Source organism: Butyricimonas sp. RTP31003st1_G1_RTP31003_210430 (genome assembly GCF_040920905.1).
In the GTDB taxonomy this organism is placed as follows: domain Bacteria; phylum Bacteroidota; class Bacteroidia; order Bacteroidales; family Marinifilaceae; genus Butyricimonas; species Butyricimonas paravirosa.
In genome coordinates, this window is the sequence record NZ_JBCOSQ010000004.1 from 71,805 (window position 1) to 89,026 (window position 17,222).

Here is a 17,222-nt window from a genome sequence, read left to right on the forward strand (position 1 = left end):
TTATGAGATGTTTGCTGTTTGTTTTTATGCTGATGACATTGTCGGCAGGGGCGCAGAATGACTGGGAAAATCTGGATGTTCTCCAGAAAAACCGGATGCGTAGCCATGCTTTCTATATCCCGTTTGATAATCGGGAACAGGCATTGGTATGGGATGTGGAAAATTCCTCTCGTTATCTTTCTTTGAACGGGGTGTGGAAATTTAAGTGGGTGAGTAAGCCGGCAGACCGTCCGATGGATTTTTACAAGGTTGGGTATGATGTTCGTAAATGGGATAATATCGAGGTCCCTTCTAACTGGGAATTAAAAGGCTACGGGGTACCGATTTACGTGGAAACAGGATTCGGCTTTAAAGCCGAGTGGCCGAATGTAGACCCGGAGAACGATCCGGTTGGTTCTTACAAGAGGACATTCCGTGTACCCGATGATTGGATTGGGAACAAGATCGTGTTACATTTTGGGGCCGTGAGTTCGGCTTTTTACGTGTGGGTAAACGGTCAATTGGTTGGCTATTCTCAAGATTCGAAAACTCCGGCGGAATTTGATGTAACTTCTTGTGTACGGAAAGGAAAGAATGAAATTGCCGTGCAGGTTTTCCGTTGGTGTGATGGTACTTACGTGGAGGATCAGGATTTCTGGCGTTTTTCCGGTATCCAGCGGGATGTATTTCTTTATACCCGTCCCCGTTCAAATGTATATGATTTTCAGCTTGCAACGGATTTGGATGCTGATTACCGGGATGCTTTGTTGCGTCTGAATATGGAATTGGAAAACCGGGGAGAAAAGTATGATGTGGCCGTGACGTTGAATGACAGACAGGGCAATACGATATTTTCAGAAGTGATTACTTCCGAAAAGAAGGAGGGTATGGATACGGTTTGTATTGAAAAGAAGATTTTAAATCCGTTGAAATGGACGGCAGAGACGCCTAATCTATATGATTTGACCATCGAGACCCGTGTTGAGGAGCGGGGGCGTAACGTGGTTCGGGAGGTATTGACCCAAGCGGTAGGTTTCCGTAAATCAGAGATTAAGGGAGGGCAATTGCTGGTAAACGGACAACCTGTTTTGTTGAAAGGGGTGAATCGTCATGAACATGATCCTGAAAAGGGACATGTGGTGGATCGGGAATCGATGTTGACGGATATTCGCTTGATGAAAGAGATGAATGTAAATAGTGTGCGTACGGCTCACTATCCCAATGATCCTCTTTGGTATCGGTTGTGTGATGAATATGGTTTGTATGTCGTTGATGAGGCGAATGTTGAAAGCCATGGAATTGGTTATGATCCCCGGGAGTCTCTGGCGAACAGACCGGAATGGACGCATGTCTTTATTGATCGTACGGAACGGATGTTCCAGAGAGATAAAAACCATGCTTGTATTATAGCTTGGTCGCTGGGAAACGAATCTGGGTCCGGAATTAATTTCTTGGCAACCTATAAATGGTTGAAGGAGCATGATTTGTCACAGCGTCCGATTCATTCTGAGGATGCCGGAAAGAAAGAGTTTACGGATATTTACTGTCCGATGTATAAACAGATTGATGTTCTGATTAATCATGTGTTGTCTCGGCCAGATAAACCTTTGATTTTGTGTGAGTATGCTCACGCAATGGGAAATAGTGTCGGGGGGCTGAAGGAGTATTGGGATGTGATTCGGAAATATCCTTATTTGCAAGGGGGACATATATGGGATTGGGTTGACCAAGGTATCGAACAAGTGGATAGTAATGGAGTGAAATATTGGGCCTATGGGGGAGATTTCGGAGGTCCGGAAATTCCTTCCGGCAATAACTTTTGTTTGAATGGCATAGTTCGAGCAGACCGTTCATGGAGCCCTGCGGCTTGGGAGGTGAAAAAGGTATATCAAGATGTGGCATTTCGCTTGCTGGATTATAACCGGGGCATCGTGGAGATTTTTAATGAGTTGTTTTTTAAATCTTTGGAGCATTCGGATCTGAAATGGGAATTGTTGAAGGATGGAATTGTTGTGGACTCTGGTATGGTACCTAATTTAAAAGTGATGCCACAGGAAACGTGTTTGTTGGAATTGCCGTTCCCGAAACTTGAAGACCGTGGTGCAGAATATTACGTGAACGTGTATACTATTGCTAATAAAGATTATTCCTTGATCAAGAAAGGGCATGTGTTGGCCGCAGAACAGTTTGTATTACCTTGTTTGGATAAACTACCTGCTTTCGCAGAGAATGGAGAGGTTAAAGTGGTTGAGAACGGGAATCGGGTTTCTGTGCAAGGACGAGATGTCATGCTTGAGTTTGATCGAGAAACTGGTAAATTGATCTCGTATCAGGTAAACAACAAAGAGATTCTAGTGAATGGTCTGGAAGCTAATTTTTGGCGACCGGGAACGGATAATGATTTTGGTAGTGAGTATATTATCCCGGAATGTATCGGTTGGAAAGGGGCAGCTTCACAAGCGAAATTGGTGAATTTCGACGTGAAACAACAAGGAAAATTCGTGGAGATTCGAACTGATTTCGAATTGGAGAAAATGAATACGACATATCAGTTGTGTTACCGTTTGAATGGGGCGGGAGAGATGGAAGTCCGCTATCATGTGGACACCCGGAATTGTACTTCGGAATTGATTCCCCGGGTAGGGCTGACTTGGCAGCTTGTTCCTGATTTTACCCGTGTAGAGTGGTATGGCCGGGGACCACAGGAAAATTACATAGACCGTTGTTCTGGGGCTTTTGTCGGACGGTATGAATGTCCGGTGGAAGATTGGTATGTGCCTTATGCCCGTCCTCAAGAGAATGGAAACCGGACGGATATTCGCCGGATGAGGCTTGAGAGCGATGATTTGGGCTTGGAAGTGATCGGGGATGTTCCTTTCGGATCATCTGTTTACCGGTTCTCCAATAATGTATTGGATGAACCGGGTGCCGAAAAGACACAGCGTCATTTGAATGAAGTGAAAGAGGAAAATTTGATTACTTGGAATATTGATTGGCGACAAATGGGGGTTGGCGGGGATACGACTTGGAGTTTGCGGGCAGTGACTCATCCGCAGTACTTGATTTTGCCGGGGATATATGATTTCACTTTCCGGGTATTACCTGTTAAAATGTAAATAGTTCGAGTATGAGATATTGGATTTTGATTTTATTGATCGGTTGGTGTTGTTCGGTGAAAGCCCAACATGAAAAGATGTCCAAGGAGATAATGGATGTGTTTCACTCTATTTCAAGTGATGAAATTATGGAATATGTGCATGAATTATGCAAGGAAGAATATAACGGACGGCTTGCCGGAACGGGAGAATATATGAAATGTGCTTTTTGGTGCGCGGAACAATTGTGTGATTTCGGGTTAGAACCCGCGGGGGATGATGGTTCTTATTTACAACATTTTCGGATGCCTACGACGAGTTTGATCGATTGTAGATTGAAAAAAGTGGGAAATGAACAAGAGTATGTCTTCCCGCGGGATTTTTATCCGGGAATGAACTCTGATTCGGGGAAGGTGGAAAATGCAGAAGTGGTGTATGCCGGGTATGGGATCACGGCCCCGGAATACGGGTATGATGATTACGAGGGGATAGATGTAAAGGGAAAGATTGTGATCATTGAACGGGGTATACCATATCGGGATAAGGATGAGAAGAAACGTTTTGATCTTTATATGCGCTATGCTTCCGAGAGTTATAAATTACCTCAGGCTTTAAAGAAAGGTGCGGCAGCGGTGTTGTTGGTTGGAAAACTGGCACACACGGGAATTGCTTTTTCGAAAGGGATGATTTATACTCACGTGGATCCTTCCATGGTGGATGAATTGGTTGCAAAAGCCGGGTATACGCGGGACGGGTTAAAAAAACAGATCAGTGAGAAACAAAAGCCCTGTTCTTTTAATACCGGATGTCGTTTGAATATGGATGTTGTGACTCGTCACTATCCTTATGCGACCACCTGTAACGTGATCGGCGTGATCAAGGGCGTGGATACGACTTCTTCCATTGTATTGGGGGCACACCTCGATCATTTGGGTAACAATGGATTAATGTTTCCCGGTGCTTTGGATAATGCTTCGGGGGTTGCTTTACAGTTAGCCGTAGCGAAGGCTTTGGCTGCTAGTGGAATCAAACCGGAGAAGAATATCGTGTTCGCTTTTTTCGGGGCGGAGGAAAGAGGTATTAAAGGAGCAATTCATTATTTGAATCATCCTACGTTTCCGCTGGACAAAACCATGTGTATGCTGAACATTGATATGGTTGGAAATGGAAATGGTTTATCGGTTTGGGGGGCAGAAAGCTTTCCGGCGGTGGCAAAAATATTCGCTCAAGTGAACGATCGATGGTTGCACCGGGAATTTGAGGTAACTCCTTATGAGCGGGCCGTGAGTTATTCCCAGGCGGATGGTGATGAATTTTCCAAACGGGGGATTCCGGCCTTATATATAGCCACGACCGAGGAGTTGAAACCTATGTATTATCATGATCCGAGAGATCGGGCTGAAACATTGACTCCTGAAATTATGGAGGATGCAGCTAGAATGTTGTTTCTGGCATTACCGGAGATTGTAAAGATCAAAGGTGTTTTGAGAGAAAAATAGACGTGTAAATTATAAAATTTAAATGTATGGATGTCGCTATTGTAAAAGTAGAAAATCTTTCTCATCGCTATAGTTCCCAGTGGGCTATACAGGATATTAGTTTTGAGATTAACCAGACGGGAGTCCTTGGGTTATTGGGCTCGAATGGAGCCGGGAAATCAACCACGATGAATATCATGTGTGGCGTGTTGAAACAGACGAAGGGGGAAGTATATATTAACGGGGTGAGTTTGCGGGATAACCCGGTGGAGGCGAAGAAGCATATCGGCTTTTTGCCGCAGAAACCGCCTTTACATCTGGATTTGAATGTGGATGAATATTTAACACATTGCGCTTATTTGCGTTCCGTGGAACCCAAGCATATCAAAGCTGCCGTGGAGAAGGCGAAGGATAAATGTGGAATTATGCATTTCAGCAAGCGTTTGGTGCGTAATCTTTCCGGGGGATACCAGCAGCGTTTGGGAATAGCGCAGGCTATCGTGCATGATCCGAAATTCGTGGTGTTGGATGAACCGACAAACGGGTTGGACCCCAACCAGATTGTGGAAATCCGGAATTTGGTAAAGGAGATTGCGGTGGATCGAGCCGTGATGCTTTCCACGCATATTTTACCGGAAGTGCAAATGACTTGTGATCAGATCCGGATGATTGAGTCCGGGCATATGGTGTTTGCGGGGACGATGGATGAATTTAATAATTACATCAAACCGGATTCGTTAGTCGTGCTAATGGATGCTCCGCCAAGTGAAAATGAACTGCGAGCCATTCCGGGAATCGTAAGCGTGGAAAATTTGACAAACAAGCGTTTCCGTTTGCACTTTGACACAATGGATGCTATTTCGGAAAGAGTGATCGAAGCGAGCGTGGCTAACGGATGGCATTTGCAAGAGATCAATATGGAAAAGAGTTCATTGGATGTGATCTTTGCTAAATTATCGGGTAAAAAAATCAATTAATAAAGAATCTTATGAGAAAAATATATAGAATAGCAAGAACGGAATTGCAAACCTTGTTCTATTCCCCTATAGCCTGGTTAATTCTTATCGTGTTCACTTTTCAGACCTGTATGGTTTTCGTACAGGAAATGGAAGGATATGTAAGGTCTCAAGCCCTTGGTTATGGGGTGTATAGTGTTACTTCCCGTCTATATGCAAGCTGGACGGGTGTATTCTCGAATGTACAGAATTACCTGTATCTTTATATGCCATTGCTGACTATGGGGTTGATGAGCCGGGAGTTGAGCAGTGGTTCGATTAAATTGTTGTATTCTTCTCCAGTCACGAGTTGGCAGATTATTCTGGGAAAATATCTGGCTATGGTGATTTATGGTTTGGTATTGATCGGCATATTATGTGTGATGGTTATCTTTAACCTATTCACGATAGAGAATATGGATTGCGGACTGGTCTTTACCGGATTGCTGGGAATATACTTGTTGATCTGTGCTTATGCGGCCATCGGGTTATTCATGTCTTGTTTGACTTCCTATCAAGTGGTTGCTGCTATCGGTACTTTAGCCTTGTTGGCTGCTTTGAATTTCGTGGGAGGAATGTGGCAAGGTGTAGATTTGATTCGCGATATCACGTATTGGCTCTCTATTTCCGGACGTGCGGATGAGTTGATTGCCGGATTGATTTGTAGTGAAGATATTTTGTACTTTATTATCGTTATCGCTGTATTCTTAGGTTTCTGTATCATTAAGTTGCAATCAGGTAAGCAACGGACGACTTGGTATATGGTGTTTAGCAAGTATGTAGGAGTATTTATTGTTGCCATCTTCTTGGGTTATCTCAGTTCTCGGCCGATGCTGAAATTCTTCCATGATTCTACTGCTAATAAAATAAAAACGTTGACTAAAAGTAGTCAAGATATCATGAGCCAGATGACAGGTGATTTGACAATAACAACGTACGTGAATCTGTTTGAGGACAATTGCTGGTCAGGTTTACCAATCAGTAGAAATGGAGATATTGGTCGTTTTGCTCAATATATCCGTTTTAAACCGGATATTAAAATGAAGTACGTGTATTACTATGATAGAACTTATAATCACGCTGCATTACAACAACGTTATCCGGGATTAAGTGATGAAGAGATCGTGGAAAAATTGTGCGAAACGATGAGTCTGAATCCCAAGATGTTTATGAAACCGGAAGAATTTCATAAGATTATTGATTTATCAGATGAGTATAATCGTTTTATTCGAGTGTTAGAAAGAGAGAGTGGGGAAAAGACATTTTTGAGAGTGTACGAGGATAATCAAAAACATCCACATGAACGGGAAATCTCTGCAGCAATGAAACGTTTGGTGATGGATTTACCGAAAGTTGGTTTCGTGCAAGGACATGGTATGCGTGATATAGGGAAAACGGGTGATTTGGATTATTACAATTTTGCTCATAATAAGATATTCCGTTATTCTCTGTTGAATCAAGGTTTTGATGTGACTTCACTGACGTTAGATCAAGATGTACCGGAGGATATTAATGTATTGGTTATTGCCGAGATGAAAACTCCATTCTCAGCTGAAGAAATGGAACGTTTAAACAAGTATATAGAACGAGGTGGTAATTTGTTAGTTGCAGGAGATGCTGAAAGACAGGAAATTATGAATCCAGTGATCGCTCCGTTTGGCGTGAAATTCTTACCTGGTCGTTTGGTGCAATCAAGTGAACATGTTGCTAATTTAATTGTGGGGAATGTGACGAGGGAAAGTTGTAGCTTGAATTATATGTTTAGTGATATGTTCCGTCTCTATAGTGTGACAATGCCGGATGCGGTTGCTTTGGAATGTGATACAACGAAAGGATTTATTTTAACACCTCTTTTAGTAACCCCAAATAAGGGTAGCTGGATTGAATATAAAACAACTGATTTTATAGATGATAAAGTAGAATTGAATCCAGAAGATGGAGAAGTGGAACAGGCGAATTTAACTGCTGTAGCTTTGAATCGGAAAGTTGGGAATAAAGATCAGAAAATAATTATTTTGGGAGATGCTGATTGTATTAGTAATGGGGAAATTAGTCGCCAGAGATCAAATATTGTGGCTTCTAACTACTCTTTTATCAATGCTATGTTTTTTTGGTTCTCGGATAATGAGGTGCCTATTGATGTTCGTCGTCAACAAGCAGAAGATAATAGTGTGAGTTTGAGTATGGATGCGATGGCTGTTGCGAAAGTTGGATTCTTGGGTGTGTTGCCGATATTACTGTTAATTTGTAGTGTATTTATTTGGGTGAGAAGAAGAGGAAAATAGGGATAAATATTTAAATATATGTAAGGTTCATCCGGTAATATTAAATTACCGGATGAACTTTTGTTATCGCAACCTTGATCACTCCGTCAAGTTTGTTTTCGAATATGCGATAGGCTTCTTCAATTTCGTTTAATGGAAAACGGTGTGTGATGAGTGGGGTAGTATCAATTTTGCCCTCTTCTATCAGGTGAAGAATTTCGGCACAATCGCAACCATCTACACCGCCGGTTTTGAACGTGAGATTTTTGCCATACATATTGGGTAACGGCAAAAGTTGCGGTTTGTCGTAGAGGGCAACTACGGTTACAATGGCGTTGGGACGGGCACATTCCCATGCAAGATGGAAGGAATCATCGCTTCCGGCTACTTCTAGTACCACGTCGGCTCCGCCATGATCGCTGTGCTCAAGGACGAATTTTTTGCATTTTTCCGGTTCGGTTATCAATACATCGGGATAGTGTTCCCGAACAAACTGAATCCTTTCGGGGGATTTTTCACAGACAATAATTCGCTTCGGATTCTTCAACATCGCACAAAGTAGCGTGCATATTCCGGTTGGTCCGGCACCAATGATCAATACAGTATCGTCTTCCGTGATTTCAGAAATACGTGCAGCCCAAAAGCCGGTGGCAAGTACGTCACCCACGAAAAGAGCTTGTTCGTCACTAACCGTATCGGGAATACGGTTTAGTCCGCTATCGGCATAGGGGACACGTACATATTCGGCTTGTCCCCCGTCAATGCGGCATCCCAAAGCCCAGCCGCCATGGGGATCAGTACAATTGTTTACGAATCCTTTTTGGCAAAAGAAGCACTCTCCGCAAAAGGTTTCCACGTTAACGGTGACTCGGTCTCCGGGCTTTACGGTCGTCACGTCAGCTCCTGTTTGTTCTACAATACCCACCATTTCATGCCCGACGGTAATTCCTGGTACAGCACGGGGGACACTTCCGTGTTTGATATGTAAATCGCTGGTGCAGATGCTGCCTAATGTGACACGCACGATAGCATCTCGTGAATCTTCTATCTTGGGGAGCGGCTTCTCTTGAAGCTTGAAATTTTCCTTGCTGATGTAGGTGTATGCTAACATAGGGGCGTATATCTATACTTTACTATTACAATTAATAAAAACCACTTTTTATTAATTACAAATATAGGGTATAAATCTCAAAAGAACACTTCGGGAGGTTTGAATTAGGAGAGAAAGCTAAATTTTAATTGTAGCTTTTTTAGTCCAAATATTCAATTACGATCCATGTGCCGGTTCGATCAGAACCTTCTCTTTTAATTCTTCCTTTTTTGATTAGTTGAGATAAATGGTACTTTACACTTCCCTCGGTACTGTTTAATAGATAGATCAATTCCTTTCTTGTGATAGTTGGATTTGATTGTATCGCATCAATTATTTGTTGCTGAAGCGTTCTGTTTTTCTGGATGTTTTCTGGATGTTTTCTGGATGTTTTCTGGATGTTTTCTGGATGTTTTCTGGATGTTTCTTGGGAATCAGTCCCAAAACCTTCCTCAAAGTATTTTTTTGATACATTTTCAACAACTCTGAAAGCTGTATAGAAGGAAAAATCGAATATTGCTTTACCGTTACCGTTTTCCTGTAATTCTTTTTGAACTCTGTAGATTCCTCTGCTAAAACGATTTACGTATCCCAATACTTTCATAGCTTCTGCAATAAATGGGTTTCGGTAATCGCTTACGTTTGGAAAGTTTATCGGGCTAACTTTACCGTATAACCCTCCCGGATTTTGTATTTCAATATGATCGTCATATTCATAGAACTGAATAGGAGCATTTGAATCATAATCACGGTGCATAATTGCATTCATCAAAAGTTCACGAGTTGCCCAATAGGGATATTGAGAAACAATTTCTTCTCGTAAAACACTAACCGGGATAGGGCGTTTGGCAGATACGCTTGTTTCAATAAAGGTATCTATCTTGGGTAAAGATTTACATAAATTTCCATCAAATTTGAATTCATGGATGATGTCGCCAGATCTGTCTTTTCCCTTGAATCGTACATATTGTATATAAGAACCATGTACATATCTTTCTGGATTATTTCCAAAGAGAATAATGGCACCGATGGTAGGACAATTGTATCTTAAATCAAAAAATCCTAGAGAAGCAAGTTGTTCTTCGATGGAGCGTTTATCATCAGTTAATATATCTTCTGCTACTGCTTTAGATAGAAATTCTTTTTTGATAAGTGATATATCTAAATCTTGTAAAGAAGTTCCAAGACATGGTTTGGCATCAAAGGTACGGACATTCGAAAGTCTTCTTTCGGTCAATATTTTTTCTTCTGCTTCTGAAGCAATACTCTTTCGAGGGCCAACTCGAACCCAAACACGTCCCCTGTAACGAACCGGAGGAAATTCAGAAGGTTGTACTTCGGCAACAAGTAAATCACCTGTCTCAAAAGTGAATTTTTCAACAGTTATAAGTGGTTGAGGGAGTATGTTCCCGTCTGTACGAATATTGGCTATCTTCAATAATAATCCATCATCAACTTTTAATCCATTTAGTTTGCCATTGTCTTGTGCACCAATCATTAAATACCCTTTCTGTCCATTGCCGGAAAGGTCATTGGAAAAAGCGCATATCGCCTGACAGAACTTGTCCATATCGTTCTTGGATATTGTCCGCTCTACATTATGACATTCTGTGCCATTTAGGAGTTGAAGTATTTCTTGTTTGGTGATCATATCTTAATTTAATGAGTGTTCCTTGATATTTATTCGTTTTTTCTTTAAAATGTTTACTAGTTGCATGAAATTTCTCAATTAGAATGAAAAGGTTATTCAAAAATACTATAAATTTCAGACAAAGAGTAAGTTTTATGTGATAAATTGATGATGAATCAGAATCTGTATATTAAGAAATTTTATGGATACACCCCCAAGTTGAGGGACAAATTGAAAGGTGAACATGATTGCTTTGTAATTGAAATATTATTTTTTTTGTAAAAAGGCTAGCATATTTGTTTTATTTATTAAATTTGTATAATTAGTTCGAGCGTTTCGTATTTGTAGAGGGGATATTTGTTGTGTGTATAAAAAATGAGGATTGGTAAATTGTAATATTCGAAGGTATGGCAACTCTTTTTCGTGAGGTAAACTATAAGTTACAAGCTCTTGTGAACGATATTGATATGGGAGTTATTGGACTTCCTGACATACAACGTCCTTTTGTATGGAAAGATATTAAAGTGCGAGATCTTTTTGATTCGATGTATAAAGGGTATCCTGTCGGTTATTTATTGTTATGGGCAAATGCAAATGTTGATAATAGTAAATATATAGGTGTGGGAGGAAAACAGAAAATACCAAATTTATTAATCGTGGACGGACAGCAACGATTGACATCAATTTTTGCCGTGATGAAAGGAAAAGAGGTGATTCGAGAAAATTTTAATAAAGAACATATTATAATTTCATTTAAACCTTTAGAAGAAAAATTTGAGATTCCAGATGCAGCTTCTCGACGAAGTTCCGAGTATGTGCAAGATATTTCAAAATTATGGCAACCGGATTTTAAAGCGCATATTTTTATTGGGGATTTTATAAAAAATTTAGAGGCTTCTCGTGCTTTAACAGAAGATGAAAAAGCTAAAATATGGGAAACGATTCAAAATGTAAAAAATTTAGAACATTATTCTTTCTCGGCTTTGGAATTGTCTGCGAATATTTCGGAAGAAGAAGTTTCTGATATTTTCGTGCGGATCAATAGCCAGGGTAAAACTTTGAATCAAGCTGATTTTATATTGACTCTGATGTCTGTTTTTTGGGATGAAGGAAGAACCGATTTAGAACGATTCTGTCATGAAACTCGTACTCCCAACCTGCAGGCGGCTTCTGCGTTTAATTACATCATAACTCCTAGTCCGGATCAAATGTTGCGAGTGTCAGTCGGATTATGCTTTAAGAGGGCTGTATTGAAATATGTATATAGTATTCTTCGGGGAAAAGATTTAGAAACAGGTACTTTTAGTGAGGAACGAAGGGAGAAACAATTTGAATTACTGAAAGAAGCTAATAAAAAGGTTCTTGATGTTACCAATTGGCATGAATATTTGAAATGTATCAAACAAGCTGGATACATAAAAGGTGATATTATAAGTTCGAAAACGACGATTATCTATGTTTATACGATGTTCCTAATTGGTCGGGAAGAGTATAAGATGGATATGTTTGAATTGCGGAAACTCATTTCTCAATGGTTTTTTATGTGTATCATAACTGGACGATATACCGGATCTCCTGAATCCCAGATGGAGTTTGACTTGTCTCAATTGCGAGGTGTTTATTCTGTAGAACAATTTAAAAATATTCTTTTAAATATTATAAACACGAAGTTTACAGATGATTTTTGGAATATTACTTTGCCGAACAATTTAGCTACTTCATCTGCGATAAGTCCTTCTATGTATGCCTACTATGCTTCTTTAAATATATTGAATGCGGATGGGTTGTTTTCAAAAATGAAAGTTCATGATTTGTTGCAGGAAGGTTTAAGATCTAAAAAGTCACCTCTTGAAATACATCATTTATTTCCGAAAGCATATTTGATAAGTATTGGCATTACCGAACAACAGCAAACCAATCAGATAGCGAATTATGCGTTAGTTGAATGGAGTGATAACATAAAAATAGCAGATACAGCTCCGGCCGAGTATCTGCCTAAATATTTAAGTCGATTAACCCCGGAACAACAAAAGCAACAGTATTATTGGCATGCTTTACCCGATGGTTGGGAGCGTATGAATTACTTCGAGTTTTTGAGACAACGTAGGAGTTTAATGGCTCAAACGGTGAAAGATGCATTTAGCACATTGTGAGGGATAAGGATGTGTTGGTGATGTGTAAAATTACCATTGCAATTGGTTGAATTTGTTTGGAATTTTTATGTTATCAAATGTAGTATTGGATAAATTCTATTGTAGTTATTAATTCATAGATTTGATATAGAATATGTTTTTCAATGAAAATATTAATTGCTAATTTTAAACCATAAAAAATTACTGTGATACGTTATATGCAAAATGATAAAGACTTGGAAATAGAAACGACAATAGAAAAGCCCTTTTTAAGGTGGGCTGGTGGTAAGAGATGGTTAATTAAATATTTGTCTGAATTTTTACCGAAACATTTCAATGATTATCACGAGCCTTTTTTAGGGGGAGCATCAATATTCTTATATCTAAAGAGTAGTAATTTAATTCGACATCATTCATTCCTTTCAGATTTTAATTCTGATTTGATAAATGTATATAGGCAATTACAGAGTAATTCGCTGAAAATAATTGATTTAATAAAGGATTATAAAAATGAAAAGGATTTTTATTATTCTATACGAGCTGTGAGACCCAAAGATGATATAGAAAAAGCTGCTATTTTTATATATTTAAATCGTACATCTTATAATGGTATTTATAGAGTTAATAAAGATGGATTTTATAATGTGCCTTTTGGATATCGAGCAGGAAAAAATTTGTTAGATTGTAGTAATTTTTCTAGAATAAGTGATTTGTTATCTCAAGATGTTACATTTCAATCTGGTGATTTTGAGATTGTTAAAAAAAATTTAAAAGCTCATGATCTCGTGTTTTTAGATCCTCCTTATACTGTAGCTCATGAGAATAATGGTTTTATACAATATAATCAACAGATATTCTCATGGGATGATCAAAAAAGATTAACTGATTTGTTGAAATTTATATCTGATTCTAATGCTTATTTTATTTTGACGAATGCGGCCCATGCTAGTATTGCTGAATTGTTCAATGGCTTAGGCTGTTTGCATGTTGTTCAACGACCTAGTACTATTGGTGGTAAGGGGGCAAAAAGGACTCAAGTTAACGAATATGTCTTTACAAATATAATATTATGAATGGTAAGGAGAAACAAGAATTTATAGAAAGTTTAATTTCTGATATAGATAAGACAACTGATATAAGGTTAAGGAAAAATGTATATATATATACCACTATTCCAAACAAACAGATAGAAAATATTAAAAAGTATGTTGCTGAAGGTTGGGAAGTTGATAAAGAGTTTAAAACAAAGATAAGGTTAAAATTGAAAAAAGAGAAAAAACGTCTTTTAGTTGATAAAATATGGGTATTGTTTGCTTCATTGGGTTTTGATTTATTGAATCAAAATCAAACGATTAATATATCTTATGACAAAAAAGATAATTCTCGTTTTGAAACATTTGATCTTTTAGCTAAAGATCAAGAATCGATAGTTCTAGTTAGATGTGAATCGGTGGATAAAAATGCTAAAAGTAATTTTGCCGACAAATTAGAGACATTAAAGGAGCATATAGGAGAAATAAGAAAAACATTGTATAATATTTTTGATGGAGCAAAACTTAAGTTCAAGTTTATCTTGGCTACAGAAAATTATGCTTTAGTAGAGCAAGATAAACTTATACTTGAGAAAATAGGAGGAGTACACTTTGATGAGGATATTATAGAATATTATATTAAAATGCATGCTCAAATAGGAATTGCTGCTAGATATCAGCTTCTTGGATCATTATTTTTTGATCAAGAAATTCCAGAGATGGATAATAAAATTCCAGCGATAAGAGGGAAAATGGGAGGGCATGTGTATTACTCTTTTTCAATTGAACCTGAAAAATTATTGAAAATAGGTTATGTTTTGCATCGTAATAGAGCAAATACTAACATGATGCCAACATATCAGCGAATTATTCAGAAAGGTAGATTAGATGCAATAAATAAATTTCTGGAAGAAGATAAAGGATATTTTCCTAATTCAATTATTATTAGTCTGGATTCAGGAAAAAAGAAAAAGCTAGAATTTCAGGAGTCTAGTAATATTTGTTCAACAATAGCTGATGTGGGTTTTTTATATTTACCTAAAAGATATCGCTCTGCTTATATTATTGACGGGCAACATCGGCTTTATGGTTATGCAAATTCAAAATATAAGGCAACTAATACAATTCCTGTTGTTGCTTTTGAGAATTTGGATAGAAACGAACAGGTTAAACTGTTTATGCAAATAAATGAAAATCAAAAAGCTGTTTCAAAAAATTTAAGAAATACGTTAAATGCTGATTTGCTTTGGAATTCTGAAAATTATTTAGAACAAATGACAGCATTAAGATCCCGTATAGCTATTCTTTTAGGTGAAGATCGAGCATCTGCTTTATATGGAAAGATTTCTATAGGTGAAGATAAAAAAGTAATTACTACCCAGCAAATAGATAACGCAATAAAGAAAAGTGTATTTCTAGGTAAAGTATTAAAAGATAAAATCGAAAAACATAGTGTATTTTATAAGGGAAATCTAGATCTAGCATTTGAGAAATTATCTAAATTTATGCTGTTGTCATTTGATTTTTTAAAAGACAGATTAGAGGATGAATGGGAAAAGGCAGATGGAATAATTGTAATAAATAAAGGAATCTATTCTATAATCATGATATTGAGTGATATTATAGACCATTTAACGAAAATGAATGAGATATCGGAAAGAGATAATGTGAATATTATTTTTGAGAAAGTTGAAAAATATCTTGCCCCGTTGGTTACGTTTTATAAAAATGTAGACGAAGATACTATTACATCTTTGAAAACAGCTTATGGTACTGGTGGAGATGTTAAGTATTGGCGTACTCTCCAGAAATTTATTAGAGAACAGTGTCCAGATTTCAATCCTGAAGGATTAGATGATTATTTAAGAAAAGAAGAAAAAGTATATAATACTAAAGCTTTTGAATATATTAGGGAGATTGAAACATTTTTTAAAACGGATTTTAAGGAGAAACTTGAATTATATTATGGGAATAATTGGTTTAAGAAAGGGGTTCCATCAAAGATAGGTGAAGCGGCAACTTTGTTAATGTATCAGAAAAATAGAGAAATTGAAGAGGAGTGTGACGAATGTACCGAGTGGGATTGTATCAATATTATAGCATATAGAGAGATAGCTTTGAAGAATTGGCAAAATATTTTTGAACCATTTTATACTCGTCCACACGAAAAGAAAATAGCAGGAGGAAAAGATGCAAAAACAAGTTGGATGGTTAGATTAGAGAAATTAAGAAACCAAAATTTTCATTCTTATTATGTTACAGAAGATGATTATTTTTTTCTAGAACAACTATATGATTGGTTGATTTTGAAGAAAGATGATGTTTACGACTAAATTTATTCTTTTGTAAATTCCTTTGTTAATAGGAGAATTCATTAAATGCGAATGTCCTTTAAATAGAAAAATATTTTCCAATTAGGTTATTACTAATTAGATATATGTTTTGTCTTTAATTAGGTGTATTCGGTAAATTCATATAAATAGCAGAAGGTCTAGTGCTTCTTGCTATTTTATTTTTGATATTTGTATGTCCCTCTACGATGAAATGCAGTATATAGTCTATGTTTTATTTTTTAATGTGCTATAAGGACGAAAAGGAAAATTCTGGAGACAAAGTTTTGCATTGAATTTCCAATTGAATAGTTATTTTTTTACTTCTATGATTGGTAATATTATTTGTTTTAGCATATTCAAGAAAATCTTTAAAAGGTAGGATATTTGGAATGGGGACCTCATAGTTTAGTTAAGCTACACTGATGTCAAATAGTTGTTTAATATTTTCATTAATAGTTAAGGTGTTTATTTTATGAAATTAACTAGCACTTAGAAATAAAACAGGAAATATTAAAGCTTTTTTGCTGGTATTTTCTTTGATGAAAAGTTGGTGGTAAATCTAGAAGGATATGGAAATAAGTGTGTGTAGAGTATTTAGTAGATAAATTTGCTATCCAGCAATATTTACAACTATAAAATAATAAAGAAATATTTGCTTTCTGTAAAAATGTTTATATATTTGCAATGCATAACATACTCAGAGGTGGGGAATCCTGCCACAGTGTAGCAGGCATTTTTTTTGCCTGTTAACTCCATACGGCGGTTCCGTACCCCCGTGTGGAGTGTTAATGCACCCACAGCCTCTGAGTGGTGTTATGCAACGGGACAGACGGAACCGTTTTTTTTCGTCCTAATCTTTAAACAAAAAGGCTTATGGGAGGGAATCGTAATTGTATCTTTGCGTGTAAAAGGGGAAGTTCGGCTTCGATAATTCTTTTGATTTTTAGTCTTAAAGGGATGGTATAAAGGTATCATCATGTACTTGTAACGAGGTCGGCGTGACGAACATTCGTGTTGTGAGCTGGGAATGTTCAGATCTTTGTATTTCTTCATCAGTTTTTATAGAATCTTTGTTTTGAATGACAAGGAGGTAGTTTGTTATGCCATAATTGTCATGACACGATAGAGTAGAGGGATTGTAGTTTTAGTTAAAAGAAAAGAATAAAATGGAATAATGGACATGAAACACAGTGCG

At 37.6% G+C, this 17,222-nt stretch carries 9 protein-coding genes; 7 read left to right on the plus strand and 2 right to left on the minus strand.

What is annotated here, in order from left to right; all coding sequences use genetic code 11:
- Positions 1-2: 2 nt before the first annotated feature.
- Genes AB5542_RS02260 through AB5542_RS02275 form a run of 4 tightly spaced genes read left to right on the plus strand, consistent with a single transcriptional unit; the run spans position 3 to position 7,832 of the window.
- Positions 3-3,095: a glycoside hydrolase family 2 TIM barrel-domain containing protein gene (locus tag AB5542_RS02260; RefSeq protein ID WP_279039934.1), complete on the plus strand. Its 3,093-nt coding sequence runs from the start codon at positions 3-5 to the stop codon at positions 3,093-3,095.
- A gap of 11 nt (positions 3,096-3,106) precedes the next feature.
- Complete coding sequence (locus AB5542_RS02265; protein ID WP_279039936.1) at positions 3,107-4,573, plus strand: M20/M25/M40 family metallo-hydrolase; 1,467 nt, start codon at positions 3,107-3,109, stop codon at positions 4,571-4,573.
- Between the two features lie 26 nt (positions 4,574-4,599).
- Positions 4,600-5,529: an ABC transporter ATP-binding protein gene (locus AB5542_RS02270; protein WP_118304331.1), complete on the plus strand. Its 930-nt coding sequence runs from the start codon at positions 4,600-4,602 to the stop codon at positions 5,527-5,529.
- An 11-nt stretch (positions 5,530-5,540) separates the two neighbouring features.
- Positions 5,541-7,832: a Gldg family protein gene (locus AB5542_RS02275; RefSeq protein WP_118304330.1), complete on the plus strand. Its 2,292-nt coding sequence runs from the start codon at positions 5,541-5,543 to the stop codon at positions 7,830-7,832.
- Between the two features lie 40 nt (positions 7,833-7,872).
- Here the strand turns inward: AB5542_RS02275 and AB5542_RS02280 are convergent, their stop codons facing one another.
- Both AB5542_RS02280 and AB5542_RS02285 read right to left on the minus strand, forming a co-directional pair.
- Positions 7,873-8,922: an alcohol dehydrogenase gene (locus AB5542_RS02280; protein ID WP_279039940.1), complete on the minus strand. Its 1,050-nt coding sequence runs from the start codon at positions 8,920-8,922 to the stop codon at positions 7,873-7,875.
- Positions 8,923-9,061: 139 nt separating this feature from the next.
- On the minus strand, positions 9,062-10,552 hold the full coding sequence (locus AB5542_RS02285) for an RNA-binding domain-containing protein (protein ID WP_279039941.1): 1,491 nt from the start codon (positions 10,550-10,552) through the stop codon (positions 9,062-9,064).
- Between the two features lie 386 nt (positions 10,553-10,938).
- On the opposite strand from AB5542_RS02285, the gene AB5542_RS02290 reads away from it, so the two are divergent.
- From AB5542_RS02290 to AB5542_RS02300, 3 genes are all read left to right on the plus strand, one after another.
- Positions 10,939-12,684 (plus strand): DUF262 domain-containing protein, encoded by a 1,746-nt coding sequence (locus tag AB5542_RS02290; protein WP_279039943.1) that lies wholly within the window; start codon positions 10,939-10,941, stop codon positions 12,682-12,684.
- Positions 12,685-12,899: 215 nt separating this feature from the next.
- The gene (locus AB5542_RS02295; protein ID WP_279039945.1) at positions 12,900-13,736 is read left to right on the plus strand and encodes a DNA adenine methylase; all 837 of its coding nucleotides are present in this window, start codon (positions 12,900-12,902) and stop codon (positions 13,734-13,736) included.
- Positions 13,733-16,027: a DGQHR domain-containing protein gene (locus AB5542_RS02300; RefSeq protein WP_279039947.1), complete on the plus strand. Its 2,295-nt coding sequence runs from the start codon at positions 13,733-13,735 to the stop codon at positions 16,025-16,027. The genes AB5542_RS02295 and AB5542_RS02300 overlap by 4 nt, the downstream gene beginning before the upstream one ends.
- Positions 16,028-17,222 lie beyond the last annotated feature (1,195 nt).